This is a genomic window from Bifidobacterium vespertilionis (genome assembly GCF_008698145.1).
In the GTDB taxonomy this organism is placed as follows: domain Bacteria; phylum Actinomycetota; class Actinomycetes; order Actinomycetales; family Bifidobacteriaceae; genus Bifidobacterium; species Bifidobacterium vespertilionis.
On sequence record NZ_RZNZ01000012.1, the window covers coordinates 56,052 to 76,959 of the forward strand.

Consider the following 20,908-nt stretch of genomic DNA (forward strand, 5'->3'; position numbering starts at 1 on the left):
AGCGTGTCGATGGGGTGTCGTCATCCTGAGCGAAGTCGAAGGATCCTTAACTTCCCTCACTGGTTGGCGCGTTTGGTTGATGCGTAATGGCCAAGGATCCTTCGCTGCGCTCAGGATGACAAAAGCCGCCCGCTGTCATCCTGAGCGGAGCGAAGGATCCTTCGTCATTTCGCACAAAGTCACAGTGCAGGAGTGTTAAGGATCCTTCGACTCCGCCCTACGGGCTGTGCTCAGGATGACGAGAGCCGCCCGCTGTCATCCTGAGCGCAGCGAAGGATCCTTAACTTCCTGCATTATTCGTCCCCGCCCGCCAGCGGGATCGTGATGCGCATGGTCGTGCCCGGGCCATTGGTGGGCGCCGCGTCGATCCAGCCGCCGTATCGCACGGCGATGTCGCGGGCCAGCGCGAGCCCGAGCCCGTAGCCCTGATGGTCTGAGCCGCCGCCGGCCCGTGAGAACCGGTGGAACAGCCGCTCCGGGTCGTCGCCCAGTCCCGGTCCGTGGTCGCGGATGATCACCACGGCCTGCCCGCGTTCGGCCTTCACGCGCACCTCCACCCGCGAGCCGGCGGGGGAGTGGGCGATCGCGTTGTCCAGCACGGCCACCACGCAGCGCGTGATGCCGGTCGACCCTCCGGAGACGATCACCGGATCGTCCGCATTGGGCAGCGAGACGTCCAGCGCCACCTCGTGCCGATCGGCCAGCAGCCGGATCGAATCGGCCGCCGAGGACACGGCCGCGCCCACATCGGTCGGCACGTGCTCCAGCGCGCTGGTGGCGGCGAGCAGCAGATCGTTGATCACCTCGTTCATGCGCGTCACATCGTCCTTGAGATCGGCGATGGTCGGTTCGATCGGCCGCCCGGCCTTGAGCCGGTGCTCGAGCAACTCGGTGCGCGCGCCGATCACCGCGAGCGGCGTTTTGAGCTCGTGGCTGGCGTCGGCCACGAAGTTGCGCTGCAGCCGCATGGCCTCCTCCATCGGCGCGATCTCGCGCTTCGAGAAGAACCATCCCACCACGCCGGTGGCGATGATGATGCACACGCCGAAGATCACGATGAGCAGCAGCGCCTTGCGACTGTCGATCACCCACGCGCCCTGGACAATGCCGGCCGCGGGATTCATCGTGTCCGGATCGAGCCCGTGCTCGCTGAATTCGTGGCGCGATCCGATGATCACGCCGGCGATGAGGATCAGCAGGCCCACCGCCGTGATCGCGCTCATGGCGATCACCATGCTCCGGCTGATCGACGTGGCCGCGCGGGCGGCCGATGGGGACGAGGGTTTCGCCATGCGGGATCCTTTCCGGGTCTACTCCTCCGGCGCGCCGATCCGGTATCCGCGCCCGCGGACCGTGATGATCAGGCCCTTGGTGGTCTTCTGCCGAATATACGACACATACGTGTCGATCGTGCCCAGTACGTCGTCCGGGTGAAAGGCCGCGGCCAGTAGCTCCTGACGGCTGAAGACGTGCTCCGGGGAGGCGCACAGCACGCGCAGCAGCGCCGATTCGGCGGCCGTGAGCCGGATGCGGGTGCCGTCGAATCGTTCGACCTCCTCCGATTCGGCCAGGAACGTCCAGTCGCCGATCGCATACGACCGCTGGTTGGCCGTGGAGCCGCGCAGCAGCACGCGCAGACGGGCGTCCAGCTCGGCGAACTGAAACGGCTTGGTCACGTAGTCGTTCGCCCCGTCATCCAGCCCGGCCACGATGTCCTCCACGCTGGAGAGGGCGGTGAGCATGAGCACCGGCAGCGACACCCCGCGGGCGCGCAGCATGCGCACGAGTTCAAGCCCGTCCATATCCGGCAGCCGGCGGTCGATGATGGCCGCGTCGTACGATCCGGTGGCGAGCTCGCTGCGGCCGGCAGTCCCGTCGGTCACCCAGGTGACGCGGTAGTCGTCGTCCAGCAGTTCCTTGGTGATGGCCCCGAGCCGCTCATCGTCCTCGATCAGCAGGATTTTCGCCTTGAGCAGCCTCGTGGGGTCGTCGATCGTTTCCATCCGTATCGTCGCTCCTTGCCATTTCCGCGCCACTGTTTTCCAGCGTCCATCAGACATCCTCTTTTCTAAGACTATTCTGAGAAACGCGGGGAGGGCCGGTGAACGACCGGCGCCACCGTAGGATGACCGGCATGACCACTACAACCACACCATGTCTGCTTGAGGCCGAGCGCGTCACATGCGCGGTCCCCCAAGCCGCCTCCGCGGAGCATGCGGCGCCATCGACGTCGCGGCACGCCTCCTTCCGCTGGCCGTGGAAGCGCGGCGCGGCGCCGAAGTCCGCCGATCAATCCGGTCAATCCGACCAATCCGATCGAATGACCGGATCCGCCCAGTCTGCGTCCGGAACCAAAACCATCTTCCATGATCTGTCGTTCACCGTTCGTGGTGGCGATGTGGTCGATCTGATCGGCCCGTCCGGATCGGGCAAATCGACCCTGCTGACCACCCTGGCCCAGCTCAACCCCCACGCCACCGCCACCATGCGCCTCGACGGCACCGACGCCGGGGGCATGACCCCCGAACGCTGGCGCCGGCTGGTCGCCTACCTGCCCCAGCGGCCCACGCTGATCGGCGAGACCGTGCGCGACGCGATCCTGCTGCCCTTCACCCTCAAGGTCCACCAGAAGGACGATCAGGGCAACCCCGTCAACGAGCCCGCGCCCGGCGAGGACACGATCCGGCGCACCCTCGACCGCGTTGGCTGCGGGGACATCGAGCTCGACCGCAGCCCGCAGGATCTCTCGGTGGGCCAGCAGGCCCGCGTGTGCATGCTCAGGACCCTGCTGACCCGCCCGCGCGTGATGCTGGCCGACGAGGTCGACGCCGGCCTGGACGACGAGAACGCGGACAAGGTGGGCGAGATCCTGGCCTACGCGGCCGGGGAGGGCATGGCGATCATCCGCGTGCGCCACCGGCCGGCCGACGGGCGCGCCACCCGCACGTGGCGGCTCGCGGACGGCGCACTCACCGAACTGGAGGCGCACGAGGCGCATCGGCACGAGCAGGCCGACCGGGCCGCCATGGACGCCGAAGGGAAAGGAGACCAGCTATGAGCGATCTGACCGCCAACACCGGCGTCTATCCCATCGACCTGTGGGGCCTTGCGATCACCGTGGCCCTCGTGGCCGTGTCCGCCGGCCTGTCCTGGATCATGCGGCTCGGCGTGGAGCGCCGCATGCTGTGGGCCACCATGCGCTCGCTGGCCCAGCTGCTCGCCATGGGCTACGTCATCAAGTACGTCATCCTGTGGAACAACCCGTGGATCTGCTTCGCGCTGATCGCCGTGATGATCCTCGCGGCCATCCAGATCACCCTCACCCGCGCCTCCAACATCCCCAAAGGTCTGGCCCCGCAGGTCCTACTGACCCTTGCGGTGTGCGTGGTCCTGCAGATCAGCGTGGTCATTGAGCTGATCGTGCGCCCGCACCCGTGGTATGCGCCCGCCGTGCTCGTGACGATGACCGGCATGCTGCTGGGCAACGTGGTGGCCGCCACCGCCGTGGCCATGAGCCGGTTCTTCAGCGACATGAAGGCCCGCCGCTATGAGGTGGAGATGATGCTCGCGCTGGGCGCCACGCCGTTCGAGGCGGCCAAGCCGTCGATCTCCGCGAGCGTGAAGATGGGCATGATCCCCACCATCTCCCAGCTCGCTTCCAGCGGCATCGTACTGATCCCGGGCATGATGGCCGGCCAGGTCATCGCCGGCGCCGACCCGATCATGGCCGGCAAGTACCAGTTCGTGGTGCTCGCGGTGATCAGCGCCCTGACCCTGATCGCCGACTCCCTGATCATGATCCTGGTCTACCGGACCAGCTTCACCGATCGCGACCAGTACCGCGCCGATCTGTAAGCGCCCGCCGTCGTCCTGAGCGAGCGGAGCCGGGCCGCCCCGTCATCCTGAGCAAAGCGAAGGATCCTTAACTTTCCGCACTAATCGGCGTGTCTGGTCGGTGCGTAATGGCCAAGGATCCTTCGGCTGCGCTGCGCTCCGCTCAGGATGACGAAAAGCCTTCCTGAGCGCAGCGAAGGATCCTTCGTCATTCCCCGCAAATCTTAGAACCCTCTGAGACATCCCCGGATACCGTTGCCGTGCAACATACACGGCAACGGAGGATCAATGGCTGAATCAATCACGGGCCTGACCACGCGCGAGGTCGAAGAGCGACGCGCGCGCGGCGAGGGCGAGACGGGCGCGCAGGGCGTCACCAAGTCCACGGGCGCGATCCTGCGCGAGAACATCTGCACGCTGTTCAACGCGCTGAACTTTGCGATCGCTATCCTGCTGTTCCTGGTGGGCGCGTACTCGAACATGCTGTTCATCGCGATCATCATCCTCAACATCGTGATCGGCATCGTTCAGGAGCTCAAGGCCAAGAAGCTCGTGGACGAACTGACGATCCTCAACCAACCCCACGCCACCGTCCTGCGCGACGGCCGCGAGATCGACGTCGAGACCCGCGAGATCGTCAAGGACGATGTGATCGTGCTCGAATCGGGCCGCCAGATCTGCAACGACGCCGTGGTGCTGTCCGGCGAACTCGAGGTCAACGAATCGCTGCTCACCGGCGAAAGCGATTCGGTGGATAAGAAGCCCGGCGATCAGCTGCTGTCCGGCAGCTCGGTGATCTCCGGACGCTGCCATGCGCGCGTGGTCCACGTGGGCGACGCGAACTACGCCAACTCGCTGATCAACGAGGTCCGCCAGTCCAAGCGCATCCATTCCGAACTGCTGGATTCGATGCGCAAGGTCACCCGCTTCACCAGCTTCCTGATCATCCCGCTGGGCGTGCTGCTGTTCGCCGAGGCGTTCTTCGGCCGTCACGCCGTCACGTACGATGCCGTGGTCTCTTCGGCGGCCGCCCTGCTGGGCATGCTGCCCAAGGGCCTGGTGCTGCTGATCTCCGTCTCGCTGGCCACCGGCGTGATCCGTCTCGCCAAGCGCAAGATCCTGGTGCAGAACATCTACTCGCTGGAGACGCTCGCGCATGTGGACGTGCTCTGCCTGGACAAGACCGGCACGCTGACCGATGGCAACATGAGCGTGGAGCGGGTCGAATCGCTGCTGGGTGACGGCGTTGTGGATGTTCCGGGGGTCGTTCTGCCCGGTTCGCCTGTTGCGACTGGACTGTACGTGCCGTCCGCCGATCGGGCCGCGTTGCTCATGCGCTCCTATCTGGCCGCCAGCGAGGACAACAACGCCACGATCTCCGCCCTGCGCGCCTATGAGGGCTTCGCCGCCGGGTCGTCCGGTGTTGCGGCTCCGGGCGTGCTTTCCGCCGATCGCGTGATCCCGTTCTCGTCCAAGCGCAAGTGGGGTGCGATCACGTTCGCCGCCCCGGCCGGCCTGTCCGGTGCCACCCCGGCCGGCTCCGTCACCGTCTTCCTGGGCGCGCCCGAGCGCATCCTGGGCGGCACGAGCGCCCGGGCCGCCGAGCTGATGAAGCAGGGCCTGCGGCTGATCGCCGTGGGATATTATCCCGGATCGTGGGACGACGATATGAACCTGCCGCAGGACCTCGTGCCCATGTACCTGATCGCCCTGCGCGACACGATCCGCCCGCGCACCCGCGAAACCCTGCAGTACTTCCGCGAGCAGGGCGTGGACGTCAAGGTCATCTCCGGCGACCATCCGGACACCGTGTCCGCCGTGGCCCGTCAGGCCGGGCTGGAGCGCTGGGCCGATGTGATCGACATGACCACCGTGCCCGCAGACGCCCCCGACTCCGCGTTCGAGACCCTGGGGGATCGCTACGCCGTCTTCTCCCGCGTCACGCCCAAGCAGAAGCGACAGCTCGTCCAGGCCCTGCAGCGCAAGGGGCATCAGGTGGCCATGACCGGCGACGGCGTGAACGATCTGCTCGCCCTGCGCGAGGCCGACTGCTCCATCGCGATCGCATCCGGCTCCGACGCCGCCCGCCAGATCGCGCAGATCGTGCTGCTCGACTCCGACTTCACCTACCTGCCGGACGTGGTGCTGGAGGGCCGCAAGGTGGTCAACAACGTGACGCGCACGGCCGCCGTGTTCTTCATCAAGACCATCTACTCCACGCTGGTTTCGTTCTTCTGCCTCGCGCTCAACATCCCGTTCCCGTTCATCCCCATCCAGATCACGCTGGTGGACGCGTGCATCGAGGCGTGGCCGTCGTTCCTCACCATCTTCGAGTCGGACACCCGTCGCATCCGCGGCCGGTTCCTGCCCACCGCCCTTTCCAAGGCCGCCCCGTTCGCGGTGGTCGTGACCGCGGAGATCGTGGTCACGAGCCTGATGGTTCCGTTCGCGCCGGCCCAGAACACGACCGTGATGTACCTGATGCTGATCGTGGTGTCCATGATCGCGGTGATCAAGAGCTGCATCCCGTTCACGTGGATCCGCGCGTTCGTCTCGGTGACGATGGCGATCGGCACCCCGCTCGCGCTGGTGATCCTGCCGCGCCTGTTCGAGGTGGCGGCCGTGACCAAGCCGATGACGAGTTATCTGGTGATGGCGATGATCTGCGCGCTGATCGCGCTCGCCGGCTACTTCGCGCTGGTCCGCGGTCTGCGTGGCGGTGATGAGGAGCCGGGCGCGCAGTGAGCGGCTGAAATCGGCCCGTAAGACATCGGATCAGCCCTGAATCAGCCACCCACCGCATCAAATCTGCTCATCCTGCACCAGACGCATCGCAAAATGAGCGAATTCGATACCCTACGGCCCGTACCAGCCCACCGCCACATCAGATTTGCTCACTTTATGCCCACGAAAACGCAGAATGAGCAAATCGGATGCCCTACGGCACGAATACAGCACGAATACAGGTCCTACCGCATCGGATTTGCTCATTCTATGTGCGCGAGCTTGCGTGGGTGAGTCCGTTGCTGCCGTTGAGTGGCGGATTCCGACTCCGTGTGCCGACGTACGGGTGAAATACGGGCTGAGCGGTCCGAAATCCGCGATTCGCAGCACAATCGGGCCGTTTTCCGGCTGATTTTCGACCCGATTGCGCTGCGAATCGGCGATTTCGGACCGCACAGCCCGTAATTTGGCTACTCAACCGTCCACGCATTGGCTGTTCAGCGGTTACCCAGCGGCTGCCCGATTGCCCGACTTGGCTGCCACTGGATTTGCTCACTTTGTGCATCCGCACTCGCAGAATGAGCAAATCGGATGCGTGAGCGGCTGAAATCGGCTGTCAGCCATCGAATCTGCTCATTCTGGGCTCTGTGGGTTACAGAGTGAGCAAATCCGATGGCTGCCGGGCGGATGACGAGCACTGGGGGATACTGGGCGGTACCAGCCTGTCGTGCGCGGCGGCTTATGCGCCGAGCTTGCGCGGGTGCGGTCCGGAGACCTCCCAGCCGAGGGCCATCAGCGTCTTGCGGTCCTGCTTGTTCAGCGCGGTGCAGTCAAGCGCGGCGATCAGATCGGGTCGGATCTGCGCGGTGCGCTCCAGAGCCTCATCGCGGCGGAACCGGTCGACCTTGCCGTGATCGCCGGACAGCAGCACATCGGGCACGCGGATGCCACGCCACTCGGCCGGCTTGGTGTACTGGCGATGCTCAAGCAGCGCGCCCTCGCCGGTGTACGATTCCTCGACGATCGAATCGGGATTGCCCATGAAGCCCGGCAGCAGGCGCGTGATCGCCTCGAGCATTACGGATACGGCCACTTCGCCGCCATTGAGTACGTAATCGCCAATCGAATACTCGCGCACGTCGATGCCCTGCGCGCGGTAGTACTCGGGGATGCGCGCGTCGTAGCCCTCGTAGCGGCCGCAGCCGAACAGCAGATGATCGGCACGGCTCAGCTCGGTGGCGTCGCGCTGGGTGAACAGCGGGGCCGAGGGATTGGGAAAGATCAGGATCGGACGATTGGGGGAGTATGTGGTGGCTGGTGCGTATTCAGTGGCCGATGCATACTCGGCCTCGCGATCGGCCTGATCATCAGCCCCCATGGTGCGCTCGACCACCGCCGGCTCGAGCCCCAGCAGGTCATCCAAGCATTCGGACCACACGACCGGCTTCATGACCATGCCCGCGCCGCCGCCCACCGGGGTGTCATCCACCGAGTGATGCACGTCGTGCGTCCAGTCGCGCAGATTGTGCGCGTGCACCTCCACCAGGCCCTTGTCCTGCGCCTTGCCGAAGAGGCTGAGGTTGAGCACGTCGAAGTATTCGGGGAACACGGAAACGATGTCGATCTTCATAAGGTCCTAGCGTAGGCGATGCATGGGAATGGATGGCGGCGATGTCGCAACGGGCTGCGATGCGGTGTGTGGGCGTGACCGGGCGTGCGGTGCGGTGTCACCGGGTACGCGAACGTGACCGGGCGTGTGTGACCGGGCGTGCGCTGTGACGCGGCGTGTGACAGGGTGTGCGCCACACGCCGCGTCACGCAACGAAAACCGTTGGAATTCCGCCATTTTTGAATCGCTGTGACCGGGCGTGTCCACTCCCGGTCACACGCCCAGTCACAGCGCACGCCATGTCACGCACCCGGTCACGCACACCGGCACCCGCACGCACGCGCTCCGATCACCGCTCCGGAATCAGTCCCCCGGGCGGATCAAGCGTGAGATACCCCTCGTCGAGGTCGATCTCCGGTACGATTTCGTCCACGAACGGCACGAGCACCGGCGCGGTGGCTTCCGGATCGTCCTCGGTGGGCATGGGAACGGCCACCTCGAGCAGATACTGCGCGGGGCTCTCCAGCAGGTTCGTCACCGTGCCGATCACCTCGCCGGCCGGATGGCCCAACTGGTTCTCCTCATCCCATCGAGCCTCGAGACCGATGAGATCCTCTGGATACCAGGCGTCCTCCTCGGCCAGCTCCTCCTCGGTGGCGGGCTCGCCGTACAGCTCCAGGCCGTTGAGGGCCTCGGACGCGTTGCGATCGGTGACCCCTTCGAACAGGACGATCCAACGGTCCCGATGGGTGCGCGAACGGAGCACGCGGAACTCCCGCGACCCGTCCTCGGTGTACAGAATGGAGCCGGGAGCGAATCGGCGCTCCGGCTCGTCGGTGAATGGCCGCACGTTCACTTCTCCCTTGAGCCCCTGGGCGCGGCCGATACGACAGACCCTCAACAGCTTGCGCTGCTGAGGGTCGTCGGAATGCATGGGGCTCGCCACGCTGGGGTTCACCTGCGCACGTCCATGATGTCGACACGCACCTTGTGGTCGGCCAGAGCCTGAACCACGGTGCGGATCGCGTTGGCCGTCCGCCCGCCGCGTCCGATCACGCGGCCGATGTCCTCCGGGTTCACGCGCACGCGAAGCAGTTCGCCGCGCGCGTTCTCATGGGACTTGACGGAGACGTCATCGGGAAAATCGACGACGTTCTTGATGAGATGTTCCACAGCCTGCGCGAGCATGAGATCACTCAGCCTCGGTCTCGGCGGCGGCTTCCTCAGCCGGAGCCTCCTCAGCGGCGGCAGCGGCGGCGGCAGCCTCAGCCTCAGCCTTGGCCTTCGCCTCAGCCTCGGACTTGGCGGCCTTCAGCTTCTGCGCCTCGGCCTCAACGGCCTCCACGCGGGCCTCGGCGTCCGGGCCGGCAACAGCGGTCTTCAGGGTGCCCTCGGCGCCCTTCAGGCCCTTGAACTTCTGCCAGTCGCCGGTGATCTTCAGCAGGTGAAGCACCGTCTCGGTCGGCTGAGCGCCGACGCCCAGCCAGTACTGAGCGCGCTCGGAATCGATCTTGATGGTCGAGGGCTGGGTGTTGGGATCGTAGGTACCGATCTCCTCGATGACCTTGCCGTCGCGCTTCTTGCGGGAATCCGCAATGACCACGCGGTAGAAGGCGTAGAACTTCTTGCCCTGTCGCTTCAGACGAATCTTGGTTGCCAAAATGGCTCTCCTTGTATATTCGGGGTGTGGTTTTCTTTTTCCCTGTGGGGCACGGAATCCGAAACCCACGTGTTCCTCGCGTCACGCGAATTGAGAGGGCTTCGCGCGCGTGAATAACTGCGCAATTATAGCGCGCACCCTGGGACCGTGCCCGCTCCGGCGTGGCGGGGTGCGCACGGTCCCAGAGTGGATGCGGTCCCAAGGCGAACACAGTCCCAGAGTGGCGGTTGAGCACGGTCCCAGGGCAGCAGAGCGCGCACGGTCCCGAAGTTCATCCGGCGGATGCGCCCCCGGCCGGCCGCGGAGCGCGTGCAGGCAGGTGGCCGGTCAGCGTCCGGGCGCGCGATCGCCGGAGAAGTGCGCAGGCGAGGGGTCGAGCGGGAAATCGTCGTCCGCGGGCACATCGGACAGGTTCAGCGGGGCGAACGACTTGCGCACGGTCACCGTGCCCCATGCCGGCACATCGACGGCCTGCCATGCATCGCCGCGCCCGGAGACCGTGACGCGGGCCGTGACCGCCGAGCCAGTGGGGTTGTAGATGATCGCGCTGACCGACCCATCCGGCGCCAGGAATGCCGCCGAGGTCAGTCCGCCCTCGTAGCCGTTGGGGGAGTAGGACGACGATCCGATCACCACCGATCCGGCGGGCACGTCCTGACCCAGGTTGCGCAGCATGAAGTACTCCAGGTTGCGCTGGACCTCGCCGGTCTCGTGCTGGATCGTCACCACGCCCCGGCGGCCCGTGGAACCCGCCTTGTTCGGCAGCCCGCGCTCGTCCAGCGCGAGGTTCCACAGCGTGATCATGCCCATGCCGTTGCGGATCAGCCACGTGCTGGAGACGCCGAACATGATGTGCGAGGCGTCCTCCACGCTGTCGCGCATCATGCAGCGGCGCTCGCTCATCATCACGCTCCAGTTCGGGAACGATCGCGTGGCGTTGAACAGGTTGCCGTACGTGCTCTCGTAGGTGTGCACGGCGATGCCGTCGAAGCTGGCCGCCTCGTGCGCGGTGATATCCTCGTCCAGCGGGTGGGTGAGCGTGTGCGTGTTGTCGTCCAGGAAGAACAGCTTGACCTCGGGGTGCGTGGCGTCGAGCGCCGGTCGCAGGTAGTTCGCGCCGAACGCCGCCATCTCCTTGTGGCTCCAGATCATCGCGGGCCACGGCGAGGCGTTGGCCGGCTCGTTCTGGATGGTCAGCGCCCACACGGGGATGCCGTATTTGGCCATTTCGTCGATGTAGCGCACTAAGTAGCGCGCGTAGACGCCCTCGAAGGAATCCTTCATCGGGTCGAAGCCATTGCCGGTCCACTCGCCGAAGCGCAGCCGTCCACCAAGCGTCAGATGCCCGGTGTTCTTCATCCAGGCCGGCGCGCTCCACGGGGAGGCGACCACCTTGACACCGGGGTTGATCGACCGGATCTCCTGCAGCACCGGCACGATGTACTTCAGGTCGCCGGTTGCATCAGGCGCGCCGGGCTCGCCGGTGCCCAGGCGGAAGCGGTCCAGCCTGCAGTCGTGTTCGCCGAAGGGCAGATCGTCGTACGTGTAGTAGTCCTGTTCGTTGAAATCGGTCGATCCGATCGGCACGCGGACCATGTTGAAGCCGGCACCGGAGACCGGGTCGAACAGTTCGGCGAGCAGTCTGTGGCGCTGATCGGCGTCCATCGCGCCCCAGATCAGCGAGGCCGCAGAGTCGGTGATCGCCGCGCCCTGGCCCACCCATGGCTGCCTGCGATCGGCGGGGTCGATCACGATCGGCACGCTCGCCGCTGGGCCGCCGGGCAGTTGCGCGGCCGGCGTTTCAGGTGGGGTGGCGATGGGGGCTCGGCGCTGCGCAAGATCGCCCGATGTGACGGTCCAGGCCTCGTACGGGTAGGCGATGGGGATGGTTGCGGGCGCTGCGGCCGGATTGCTCATGGCTCCTCCTTCTTGCGGCTGGCTGATGCGGTTGTGTGCGCGATTGGTCGCCTGATTGCTTGCCTGCGGGTGGTCCGATGCGTTGGTCTGGTGCGCTGGCCTGATGACGGAAGGGTGGTCATCCGGCGTCGATGCGCCGTTGAATCCGCGTCGGATGACGCATTTGCAGTTTACCGGTAAACACACGACTTGGCAAGTTGGGGCTTGGCAAGTTGGCGGGCTGGTGGGTTGGCGGGCCGATGGTTGAGAGAGGCGATTGGTGGGGTTGCGGGCTGACGGATCGATGGTTGGGATGATGATTGGTCGGTCTTCGGCTTGCGAGGCTGCGAGGCGATCGGTGCATGGCGCGACAGGGCGTGGCGGGTTTGGGGTGTGACGTGGTGTGGGTGCGGTTTGGCGGGCCGGTGGGTAGGCGGGGCGATCGGTGCATGGCGTGACCGGGCGTGGCGGGCTTGGGACGTGGCGCGCTTGGGCGCGACGTGGGTTCATGGCGTTAGGGTGTGACGTGGTGTGTGATCTGTTCTGGTTTGTGATTTGGCGTGTGACCGGGCGTGTGTGGTGACCGGTTGCGTGACGTGGTGTGTGACCGGGCATGTGCGGCGACCGGACGCGTGACGTGGTGTGTGACCGGGCGTGTGGCTGTGACTGGGCATGTGACCGGGTGTGGCCATGCCCGGTCACAGGGCTCTGAAAACGTTGGAATAAAGCCATTTTCAACTGGGTGTGACTGGGTGTGGGCACTCCATGTCACGCAGTCGCGCGCCCGGTCACGCTCCCTGTCACGTCCCACGCTCCCCGTCACGGTGTGCATGCTCGGTCACGCCGATTCCCCGGCCCGCACCCGGCATGGCATGTTCGCAGTGACGTGGCGTGTGATATGGCAGGATATGTCGCCGGGCGTTGACTTGGTCAGGTTTGTGATGTGGGCCGTGATCTGACTTGGTCGTGATGAGCTGTGTGATGTGGCGTGTGTGGTGGGCTTGGGCGTGACGTGGCGTGCGTGGTGGCCGGACGTGTGACGTGGTGTGTGACTGGGCGTGCCTCTGTGACATGGGGTGTGACTGGGTGCGGCCATGCCCAGTCACAGGGCTTCAGAATCGTTGGAATAAAGCCATTCTCGACAGGGTGTGACCGGGAGTGGGCACGCCCTGTCACGATCGTGCACGCCCGGTCACACCCCTTGTCACGGTGCGCACTCCCTGTCACGCAGCCGCACGCCCGGTCGCACTCCCTGTCACGCCCGGTTGCAATCGTGCACCCCCGGTCACGCCGATTCCCCGGCCCTCACCCGGCACGGCACATTCACCGTGCGCGGCTCCAGATCGGCGCTGCCCCCGCAGGCTCTGTGGCTGCCATTTCCGTCGCCGTCATTCCCGTCATTCCCCCCGTTTCCGCTCCTGCCGCCGTTAATGCCGTCGCTCCCGCCATCGATCTCGCCGTCGCCATCGTCGCGCCCCCCGCGGTCCTCGCGCCCCCCGCGGTCCTCGCGTCCCCTGCAGTCCAAGCGGTCCCCAGTGCCCCCATCATCCCCGCCGTCGATCCGATCGGCCAGCAGTCGCACGGCCTCCTCGGCGATGCGCCGGATGTCCATGTCGACCGTGGTGAGCGACGGTGTCGTGTACAGACCCAGCTCGATGCCGGACATGCCCATCACGGCGATGTCATCCGGCACGGCGAGCCCCAGGTCCCGGCATCCGCGGATCACGCCGATCGCCGCCGAATCGTTGAGGCAGATCACGGCGTCGAATCGTTCCATCGCCGCCCGTCCGAGCCCGCCGATCGCCGCGCGGCACAGATCGGCGTCCCACTTGACGCCTACGAACGAACGATCGTCGTACGGCAGGCCCAGCCGGTCCATGGCCTCGATGCAGCCGCCCAATCGGGCCCCGCGCACGTAGTTGATGTCCGGCGAATTGCGCTCGGCGTCGGGCGTGCCGCCCACGATCAGCAGCCGCCGGAATCCGCGCGATGCCAGGTATTCGACGGCCAGTCGTCCGCCGCGCTCGCTGTCGGTGGTCACGGTGTCCAGCGCGCGCCGGGGGTAGGTGTAGTCGATGAGCACGGTGGGCCGGTGCATGGAGAGCCGGTCGATGATCTCCGGCGCAAGGTTGGAATGGGTGAAGATCAGCCCGTCGTAGAAGTGCTCGCTCAGGCGGCGGATCGCGTCGGCCTCGTCCTCCTGCCGCACGTGCGTCTCCTCGACGGCCGCGGTGAGATTGTGCGCCTTGGCCGCGTCGATGATGCAGGAGCTCAGTTCGGCGACCCACGGGGTGCGAAGCGTGGAGACCGCGATGCCGATCGTGCCGCGCATCCCGTCGCTGTCCCGCCGTTTGAGGCTGCCCGCCGCCGCGTTGCGCGCGCCGATCCGGTAGCGCATCGCCTTGGCCGTCTCGAGCACCCGTTGCGCGGTCCGCTCGGAGACGTGCCCGTTGCCGCGCAGCACGTTGGAGACGGTCATCTTCGATACGCCCGCCTCGCGCGCGATGTCCTGCAGTGTGACCATGGCCCCTCCCGATTGTGATGGATCTGATTGTATGGTCGGCGTCGAACACCGTTGCCCGTTCGCCCGTGTTGCCCGCCGTCGCCGGTTGTCTCCCATTGCGTCCGCCGCCATGCGTCGCCGTGCGCCGTCGTCCGGCAGTCCGATCCGCGCATCGCCCGTCAACACGCGCGACACGATCGGGTTTACCGGTAAACAAAACTATGCTATCGTAACTTCCACAACAGCGCGGACGGCGTGGCGGCAAGCCCCCGTCGGCGCATGGAAAACGGCCGATCGACGGCGATCGGCACCAAGCGAAGGAGCGGAAGATGAACACACGACGCGCACTGTCCCTGACCTCGGCGGCCCTTGCCACGGCCCTCGCGCTGTCCGGCTGCGGTGCCGGCAGCGGATCGGGCGGCGCTTCGGCCGACGGCAGCGTGGAAATCACCCTCAGCGGCTGGAATCTGAGCAACACCCCCGAGTTCAAGACCCTCGCGGACGGCTTCATGAAGGATCATCCGAACGTCAAGGTCACGCTCAAGGAATACTCCGCGGACGACTACGACAGCCAGGTGACCGTCGACATCTCCGGCGGCGCCACCACGGACGTCGTCACCATGAAGAACATGAGCAAGTACTACAGCTACGCCACGTCCGGCGGTCTCATGGACATCACCGACATCGCCACCGATCTGGGCAAGAACATGGACGTGTCCGTCTACGACCTCGATGGCAAGTACTTCGCCGTGCCCTACCGCACCGACTCGTGGGTCATGTTCTACAACAAGGACATGTTCGCCAAGGCGGGCGTCGCCGAACCCAAGGCCGGATGGACATGGGACGATTTCATCAAGGTCTGCGAGGAGCTCAAGGCCAAACTGCCCGCCGCCGGCTATGACGCCAACGCCGTCAAGCCCACCTACATGCACAGCTGGCAGACCGTCGTCCAGTCGTTCGCCCTCGCCCAGACCAAGGGCGCGGACTACTTCTCCGGCGACTACTCCTACATGAAGCCGTACTACGAGCGCGCGCTCAAGATGCAGGACGAGGACCTCACGCTGAGCTACTCCACCGCCACCGCCTCCAAAGTGCAGTACCAGGCCCAGTTCGGCAACCAGAAGGCCGCGATGGTGCCCATGGGTTCGTGGTACATCGCCACGCTGCTCGACCAGCAGAAGTCCGGCGCGGCCGACACGTTCGAATGGGGCATGGTCTCCGTGCCGCAGAACCCCGACCAGTCGGTCCCGTCCACGCCCGAGACCTTCGGCAGCTCCACCGGATTCGCCCTGTCCTCCAAGCTCTCCGGCGCCAAGCTCGACGCCGCACGCGAGTTCGTGAAGTGGGCCTGCGGCGAAGGCGGCGCGACGGCCCTCGCCGGCATCACCTCCACCCCGGCCTATATGTCCGACGCGGTGGCCACGGCGTTCTTCGCCAAGGACGGCATGCCGACCGATGACCAGTCCAAGGCCGCCTGGAGCGAGCACAAGACCACGCCGGATACCCCGATCGGCGCCGGCACCGCCGAAATCCAGGCGCTGCTCAACGTGATGCACTCGGCGATCATGACCGGCACCAAGTCGATCGACAAGGGCCTCACTGACGGCACGGCCGAGATCAAGAACAGCGGCGCGCTCGACGCCAAGTAGCCCGTCTGCCCGCCTGCCCGGCCCGATTCGCCTGCCCGCCGGTCCGGCCCGCCGCAACGCGGAACGATTGGTTCGTTTTTCGCCCGAAAAAGGGCCCGAAAACGGACCGATCGTTCCGCGTTGTGCGTGGGTGGCGCGTGAGGAGGCGCGCGGGGTGGCTAGACGAGACGCAGAAACATGCTGTCCGATCCGGGAATTGGCCTGAACCCGAAGTGCTCGTAGAACGACCGGGCATGATCGTCGTATGGGTCCACAATGAGCGCGCGTGATCCGAGTTGCTCGCCGATGTGATGCGCGCGTGCGATGGCATCCTGAAGCAGCATCCATCCGAGTCCTTCGCCCTGACAATCCTCCGCCACGCCGAGCATGCCGATCAGAATGGCGGGGATGCGGCTTGGCGTGTTGCGCCGCAGCCATCCGCCCGCAATGTCATCGCGATTCACGCTGTAGGCGCTGAGCGTGTAGAAACCTGCGGTTTTCCCGTCGCCCGCGCGGGAGACATAGGTCACGGCGGTCCCGTGCTTGGCGGCCATGGGGGCGCGCTCGGCGGCCCATTGGTCGATCATGTCCACGCCGCAGGAGAAGTTCCCCAGTGTCTCACCGGGTTCCAATCGTTTTGGGGCGTGGAACCGGCTCGTCATGCCCATTGCGGCGTCCTCGCCATGAGTTCTCTGGCCGCGTCGGGCACCGGTTCGTCCAGCGCGGCGGCGAAGGCATCGAACGCCTCCGCATCAAGACGCAGCGAGGTCTCCTCCTCGATGTCACGCCGGGCGGCTTCAAGCAAGTGCCGTGCCGTCCATTGGGTGAGCGTGGACCCCTTCATGGCGGCCGCGCGCTCGATGAACGCGCGTTGTTCCTCCGTCAGTCGGATATCCAGACGTGCGGTTTTCTGTGTTGCGATCGTAGCCATGCTGCAATTGTACAGCAAAATTCCGTACAAGATGCTGGTTCCGATTGCCGTCACCCGTGCCCGTCCGCCGGCCGGCCTGCCTGCCTGCCCGGTTCGTCCGCCTGCCCGCCGGCCCGGTCCGCCACAGCGCGGAACGATCGGTTCGTTTTTCGCCCGAAAAAGGGCCCGAAAACGGACCGATCGTTCCGCGCTGTGCGTGCGGGGGCCGCGTGAGGGGCCGCGCGAGGCCCGCCGGGCGGCCGATCGATGGCTGACGGCATACTGGTGCCTAGCAAATCAGCAAGGCCAGCCGACGTGAAGGAGCGTTGTCCATGTTCGTCCCCAAGTACTACGAGAGTCTGGATCATCTGCATGTGGGGTGCCAGCCGAACCGCGCGTACTATGTGCCAGCGTCGAGCGAGACGGACACCAGCGTGGGCCGGCGCGTCGATTCCGATCGCTTCCAGCTGCTCAGCGGCGGCGACAAGGGTGACAAGAGCGACAAGGGCGGCGCGGAGTGGGACTTCCGCTACTACGGGTCGATCCACGAGCTCGACGCGGACGTGGAGCGCGCGCATGCCAATCATGATCCGGCCTTCTGGGACAACGGTTTTGTGGCGGACGCGGCCAACGGATACACCACCATCCCCGTGCCGAGCGTGTGGCAGAACCACGGTTTCGATCGCCATCAGTACACCAACGTGCGTTACCCGTTCCCCGTGGACCCGCCCTTCGTGCCCGAGGACAATCCCTGCGGCGTTTACCTGACCACCTTCCCCTACGAACCCGATCCCGCGGCTCCGCGCGCGTTCCTCAACTTCGAGGGCGTGGACAGCTGCTTCTACGTGTGGGTCAACGGCACGTTCGCGGGCTACAGCCAGGTCTCCCACTCCACCAGCGAGTTCGATGTGACCGATCTGCTGGACGAGGGCGAGAACACGCTCGCCGTGCTGGTGCTCAAGTGGTGCGACGGCAGCTATCAGGAGGATCAGGACAAGTTCCGCATGAGCGGCATCTTCCGCGACGTCTACCTGCTCAAGCGCCCGGAGCGCACCATCCGCGACTACTTCGTGCGCACGCCGCTGAGCCCGGAGCATGACGAGGCGCGCGTGGAGATCGACTTCGACTTCTACGAGGGCGATCCGGTGCCCGTCACCGCGATTTTGCGCGACGCCGATGGCACGGAGGTGGCCCGTGGTGAGGCCGTGGTGGATGAGGACGCCCTGTCCCTGCCGCCCGCCGAGCTGATCGAGGACGATCTGGGCACCGGGACCGCGTTCGTGCCGCGCGCCCACGCCACCCTGCGCGTGGAGGATCCGAAGCTGTGGAACGCCGAGGAGCCGTACCTGTACACGCTCGCGCTCGTGGTCGGGGGAGAAGCCGGGGAGGCCGGGGAAACCGGGGAAGCCGGGGAACCGGGCGATGAGATCGGCGCAGGCCAGACCGAAACGATCACCCAGCCGCTCGGCATCCGCGAGATCGCCGTCGACGGCGACGTGATCACGGTCAACGGCAACCCGATCAAGATCCACGGCGTCAACCGCCACGATTCCGACCCGAAGACCGGATACACCATCTCCGAAGCGCAGATGATCGCCGATCTGACGCTGATGAAGCAGCACAACGTCAACGGCATCCGCACCAGTCACTACCCGAACGCCCCGCAGTACTACGATCTGTACGATCGTCTGGGCTTCTACGTGATCGCCGAGGCCGACGACGAGTCGCACGGCATGGATGACGACTACCAGCCGAACGATCCCGCCAAGCGCCACCCGTGGAACGTGGGCATCGCCAACAATCCCGCGTGGACGCAAGCCACGGTCGATCGCGTGCGCCGCTGCGTGGAGGCGCACAAGAACCACGCGTCGATCATCATGTGGTCCATGGGCAACGAATGCGCGTACGGCTGCACGTTCGAGGCCGCGCTCGCGTGGACCAAGGGCTTCGATCCCGATCGTCTGACCCACTACGAATCCGCCATCCACGTGGGTGAACATGATGAGCCATTCGATTACTCAAATCTGGATACACACTCGCGCATGTACCCGTCCGTGGAGGACCTTGAACGCTACTTCGCGCCCGGCGAGGACGGCAAGCCTAACGGCGATTCCAGCCTGAGCTGGATCCACGGCCACACCGGCAAGCGAGACGACGGCAGCGTCAAGCCGTACGTGATGTGCGAGTTCTGCCATGCGATGGGCAACGGCCCGGGCGATCTGGAGGACTACTTCCAGCGCATCCAGCGCTTCCCCGGACTGGTGGGCGGATTCATCTGGGAGTGGTGCGACCATGCGATCGACCGCGGCACCGCGCCCGACGGCCGTCGCATCTATGCCTACGGCGGCGACTCCGGCGAATACCCGCACGACGGCAACTTCTGCATGGACGGCCTGGTCTACCCCGATCGCACCCCGCACACCGGTCTTGCCGAATTCAAGAACGTGTACCGCCCGGCGCGCGTGGTGGGCGGCATCGAGTTCTCCGGACCGAACCGCGAGGAAGCCAGCGTGGTGCTGCACAACTACCTCGACTTCCGCCCTCTCAACGAGGTGGCCACGGTGATGTGGGAGCTGTACGTGGACGGCGAGCTTGACTCCTACTACCTGTTCGGTGACGACGACAGCGAGCAGCTGGCCATCCCGCCGCACGGCGAGGGCCGCGTCACCCTGCCCGGACTCGCCATCCCCAAGGATTGGAACGGCCGCATCACCGTGGTGCTGCGCTATCTGACCCCGGACGCCACCGCGGACGGGCTCATGCCGGAGCTGTTCGAGCTCGGCTTCGACGAGGTCGCCGTGCCCACGGCCGATCCGGTCAACCAGCTGGTGGAGGCCAGACTCGCGCTTGCCGCGGGACACCCCGCCGACTGGATGGTCGACTACGTGGACGACGAGGAGATCGCCGACGAGCTGCGCCACCGCGAGGCCCCGCGCGTGACCGAAACCGGCTCGGCGGTGACCGTGACCGGCGAGAACTTCCGCTATGTGCTGGACAAGCGCACCGGCCTGTTCGATCGCATGACCTTCGCCGGCCGCACGCTGCTGGTCCGCCCGATGGAGCTCGGCGTGTGGCGCGCGCCCACGGACAACGATCGCAACATCCGCCACGATTGGGAGCAGGCGCAGTACGATCGCGCCTACGCCCGCGCGTACACGGTGGATGTTTCGGCCGGAACGAGCGCTGAAGCGGAGGCGCCCGCGCAGTCCGATGCCGAAACCGTCACGATCATGCGCGATGGCAAGCTCGTGACCATCGCCGCCGAGGACGCCTCCGGTTCCGGCGATGTGACGATCCGCGTGCGCATGGGCCTGGTCGCCCCCACGGTCCGTCCGATCGCGCGCATCGACGCCGAATGGACCATCTTCCCGGACGGCACGGTGGCGCTGGCCATGGACGTGACGCGCGACCCGGCCTTCCCGTTCCTGCCGCGCTTCGGTCTGCGCCTGTTCATGCCCAAGGAGCTCGATCGCGTGCGCTACTGCGGCTACGGCCCCGTCGAAAGCTACGTGGACAAGCATCGCGCCAGCTGGCACGGGGTGTTCGAAGGCACGCCCAGGACGCTGTTTGAGCCGTACATCAAGCCGCAGGACAACGGCAACCATCACGATTGCGACTGGGCGTCCCTGTCCGGCGACGGCGTGACCGTCACCGCGCTCACCGGGCGCGTGGACGGCCGCGGCTTCGACTTCCAGGCCCTGCCGTACACCGCCGAGGAGATGACCGCCAAGGGCCACAACCACGAGCTGGCGGAGTGCCCGGACGCGAATGTGGTCCACCTCGACTACATGCAGTCCGGCGTGGGCTCCAACAGCTGCGGTCCGGCGCTGATCGAACAGTACCGTCTGGAAGCGGAGCGCTTCGAATTCCGCATCGCCCTCAAGCCGTCGGAGGACTGAGCGGCTCGTCGTCCTGAGCGCAGCGAAGGATCCTTAATTTGTGCGCAATGGCCAAGGATCCTTCGACTCCGCGCTGCGCGCTGCGCTCAGGATGACAGATAGCGGCTTCCTGTCATCCTGAGCGAAGCGAAGGATCCTTAACTTCCTGCACTATGACTGTGTGCGTAATGGCTAAGGATCCTTCGACTCCGCCGTGTCCGGCTGCGCCGGACCGTCGCCGCCTTGGCGGCGGCTCCCCTCGCCTA

At 65.9% G+C, this 20,908-nt stretch carries 15 protein-coding genes; 5 read left to right on the top strand and 10 right to left on the bottom strand.

The genetic code is table 11. The annotated features are described in order from the left end of the window. Positions 1 to 293: 293 nt before the first annotated feature. Together EMO90_RS08810 and EMO90_RS08815 are read right to left on the bottom strand one after the other, a co-directional pair. The gene (locus EMO90_RS08810; protein WP_150354684.1) at positions 294 to 1,292 is read right to left on the bottom strand and encodes a sensor histidine kinase; all 999 of its coding nucleotides are present in this window, start codon (positions 1,290 to 1,292) and stop codon (positions 294 to 296) included. A gap of 18 nt (positions 1,293 to 1,310) precedes the next feature. Then, positions 1,311 to 2,003, bottom strand: coding sequence for a response regulator transcription factor (locus EMO90_RS08815; RefSeq protein WP_150354685.1), 693 nt, complete (start codon positions 2,001 to 2,003; stop codon positions 1,311 to 1,313). A gap of 317 nt (positions 2,004 to 2,320) precedes the next feature. Between EMO90_RS08815 and EMO90_RS08820 the strand changes: the two genes are divergently transcribed. The 3 genes from EMO90_RS08820 to EMO90_RS08830 all read left to right on the top strand — a co-directional run bounded on the left by EMO90_RS08820 (position 2,321) and on the right by EMO90_RS08830 (position 6,579). Beyond that, a complete protein-coding gene (locus tag EMO90_RS08820; RefSeq protein WP_150354719.1) occupies positions 2,321 to 3,058 on the top strand; it encodes an ABC transporter ATP-binding protein in 738 nt (245 codons plus the stop codon). Next, on the top strand, positions 3,055 to 3,855 hold the full coding sequence (locus EMO90_RS08825) for an ABC transporter permease (RefSeq protein WP_150354686.1): 801 nt from the start codon (positions 3,055 to 3,057) through the stop codon (positions 3,853 to 3,855). The genes EMO90_RS08820 and EMO90_RS08825 overlap by 4 nt, the downstream gene beginning before the upstream one ends. Positions 3,856 to 4,134: 279 nt before the next feature. After that, positions 4,135 to 6,579, top strand: coding sequence for a cation-translocating P-type ATPase (locus EMO90_RS08830; protein ID WP_150354720.1), 2,445 nt, complete (start codon positions 4,135 to 4,137; stop codon positions 6,577 to 6,579). A 718-nt stretch (positions 6,580 to 7,297) separates the two neighbouring features. Here EMO90_RS08830 and trmD read toward each other — a convergent pair. The 6 genes from trmD to EMO90_RS08860 form a co-directional block, all read right to left on the bottom strand. Beyond that, entirely contained in the window at positions 7,298 to 8,188 is an 891-nt protein-coding gene (gene trmD / locus EMO90_RS08835; protein WP_150354687.1) for a tRNA (guanosine(37)-N1)-methyltransferase TrmD, read from the bottom strand. A gap of 328 nt (positions 8,189 to 8,516) precedes the next feature. Further along, positions 8,517 to 9,101 (bottom strand): ribosome maturation factor RimM, encoded by a 585-nt coding sequence (gene rimM, locus EMO90_RS08840; protein WP_150354688.1) that lies wholly within the window; start codon positions 9,099 to 9,101, stop codon positions 8,517 to 8,519. Positions 9,102 to 9,121: 20 nt separating this feature from the next. Further along, the gene (locus tag EMO90_RS08845) at positions 9,122 to 9,355 is read right to left on the bottom strand and encodes an RNA-binding protein (RefSeq protein ID WP_150354689.1); all 234 of its coding nucleotides are present in this window, start codon (positions 9,353 to 9,355) and stop codon (positions 9,122 to 9,124) included. Positions 9,356 to 9,359: 4 nt separating this feature from the next. After that, positions 9,360 to 9,827, bottom strand: a complete 468-nt coding sequence (gene rpsP, locus EMO90_RS08850) for a 30S ribosomal protein S16 (RefSeq protein ID WP_150354690.1) — start codon at positions 9,825 to 9,827, stop codon at positions 9,360 to 9,362. 327 nt (positions 9,828 to 10,154) lie between these two features. Further along, positions 10,155 to 11,744, bottom strand: coding sequence for a glycoside hydrolase family 30 protein (locus EMO90_RS08855; protein ID WP_150354691.1), 1,590 nt, complete (start codon positions 11,742 to 11,744; stop codon positions 10,155 to 10,157). 1,264 nt (positions 11,745 to 13,008) lie between these two features. After that, complete coding sequence (locus EMO90_RS08860) at positions 13,009 to 14,247, bottom strand: LacI family DNA-binding transcriptional regulator (protein ID WP_190972077.1); 1,239 nt, start codon at positions 14,245 to 14,247, stop codon at positions 13,009 to 13,011. A 308-nt stretch (positions 14,248 to 14,555) separates the two neighbouring features. Here EMO90_RS08860 and EMO90_RS08865 point away from each other — a divergent pair, with 308 nt between their 5' ends. After that, positions 14,556 to 15,875: an extracellular solute-binding protein gene (locus tag EMO90_RS08865; protein ID WP_150354693.1), complete on the top strand. Its 1,320-nt coding sequence runs from the start codon at positions 14,556 to 14,558 to the stop codon at positions 15,873 to 15,875. Positions 15,876 to 16,033: 158 nt separating this feature from the next. Here EMO90_RS08865 and EMO90_RS08870 read toward each other — a convergent pair whose 3' ends face one another. Together EMO90_RS08870 and EMO90_RS08875 are read right to left on the bottom strand one after the other, a co-directional pair. Then, positions 16,034 to 16,522: a GNAT family N-acetyltransferase gene (locus tag EMO90_RS08870; protein WP_223849821.1), complete on the bottom strand. Its 489-nt coding sequence runs from the start codon at positions 16,520 to 16,522 to the stop codon at positions 16,034 to 16,036. Continuing rightward, complete coding sequence (locus EMO90_RS08875) at positions 16,513 to 16,785, bottom strand: type II toxin-antitoxin system TacA family antitoxin (protein ID WP_150354694.1); 273 nt, start codon at positions 16,783 to 16,785, stop codon at positions 16,513 to 16,515. Before EMO90_RS08875 ends, EMO90_RS08870 begins: the two co-directional genes overlap by 10 nt. A gap of 311 nt (positions 16,786 to 17,096) precedes the next feature. On the opposite strand from EMO90_RS08875, the gene EMO90_RS08880 reads away from it, so the two are divergent. Next, on the top strand, positions 17,097 to 20,663 hold the full coding sequence (locus tag EMO90_RS08880; protein WP_150354695.1) for a glycoside hydrolase family 2 TIM barrel-domain containing protein: 3,567 nt from the start codon (positions 17,097 to 17,099) through the stop codon (positions 20,661 to 20,663). Positions 20,664 to 20,908 lie beyond the last annotated feature (245 nt).

Excerpts from the sequence above, each read along its gene's own strand:
- EMO90_RS08815 (WP_150354685.1), bottom strand. The coding sequence starts at position 2,003 with ATGGAAACGATCGACGACCCCACGAGGCTGCTCAAGGCGAAAATCCTG.
- trmD (WP_150354687.1), bottom strand. The coding sequence starts at position 8,188 with ATGAAGATCGACATCGTTTCCGTGTTCCCCGAATACTTCGACGTGCTC.
- EMO90_RS08820 (WP_150354719.1), top strand. The coding sequence starts at position 2,321 with ATGACCGGATCCGCCCAGTCTGCGTCCGGAACCAAAACCATCTTCCAT.
- EMO90_RS08810 (WP_150354684.1), bottom strand. The coding sequence starts at position 1,292 with ATGGCGAAACCCTCGTCCCCATCGGCCGCCCGCGCGGCCACGTCGATC.
- rimM (WP_150354688.1), bottom strand. The coding sequence starts at position 9,101 with ATGCATTCCGACGACCCTCAGCAGCGCAAGCTGTTGAGGGTCTGTCGT.
- EMO90_RS08875 (WP_150354694.1), bottom strand. The coding sequence starts at position 16,785 with ATGGCTACGATCGCAACACAGAAAACCGCACGTCTGGATATCCGACTG.
- EMO90_RS08825 (WP_150354686.1), top strand. The coding sequence starts at position 3,055 with ATGAGCGATCTGACCGCCAACACCGGCGTCTATCCCATCGACCTGTGG.
- EMO90_RS08845 (WP_150354689.1), bottom strand. The coding sequence starts at position 9,355 with ATGCTCGCGCAGGCTGTGGAACATCTCATCAAGAACGTCGTCGATTTT.
- EMO90_RS08860 (WP_190972077.1), bottom strand. The coding sequence starts at position 14,247 with ATGGTCACACTGCAGGACATCGCGCGCGAGGCGGGCGTATCGAAGATG.
- EMO90_RS08865 (WP_150354693.1), top strand. The coding sequence starts at position 14,556 with ATGAACACACGACGCGCACTGTCCCTGACCTCGGCGGCCCTTGCCACG.
- EMO90_RS08880 (WP_150354695.1), top strand. The coding sequence starts at position 17,097 with ATGTTCGTCCCCAAGTACTACGAGAGTCTGGATCATCTGCATGTGGGG.
- EMO90_RS08870 (WP_223849821.1), bottom strand. The coding sequence starts at position 16,522 with ATGGGCATGACGAGCCGGTTCCACGCCCCAAAACGATTGGAACCCGGT.
- EMO90_RS08855 (WP_150354691.1), bottom strand. The coding sequence starts at position 11,744 with ATGAGCAATCCGGCCGCAGCGCCCGCAACCATCCCCATCGCCTACCCG.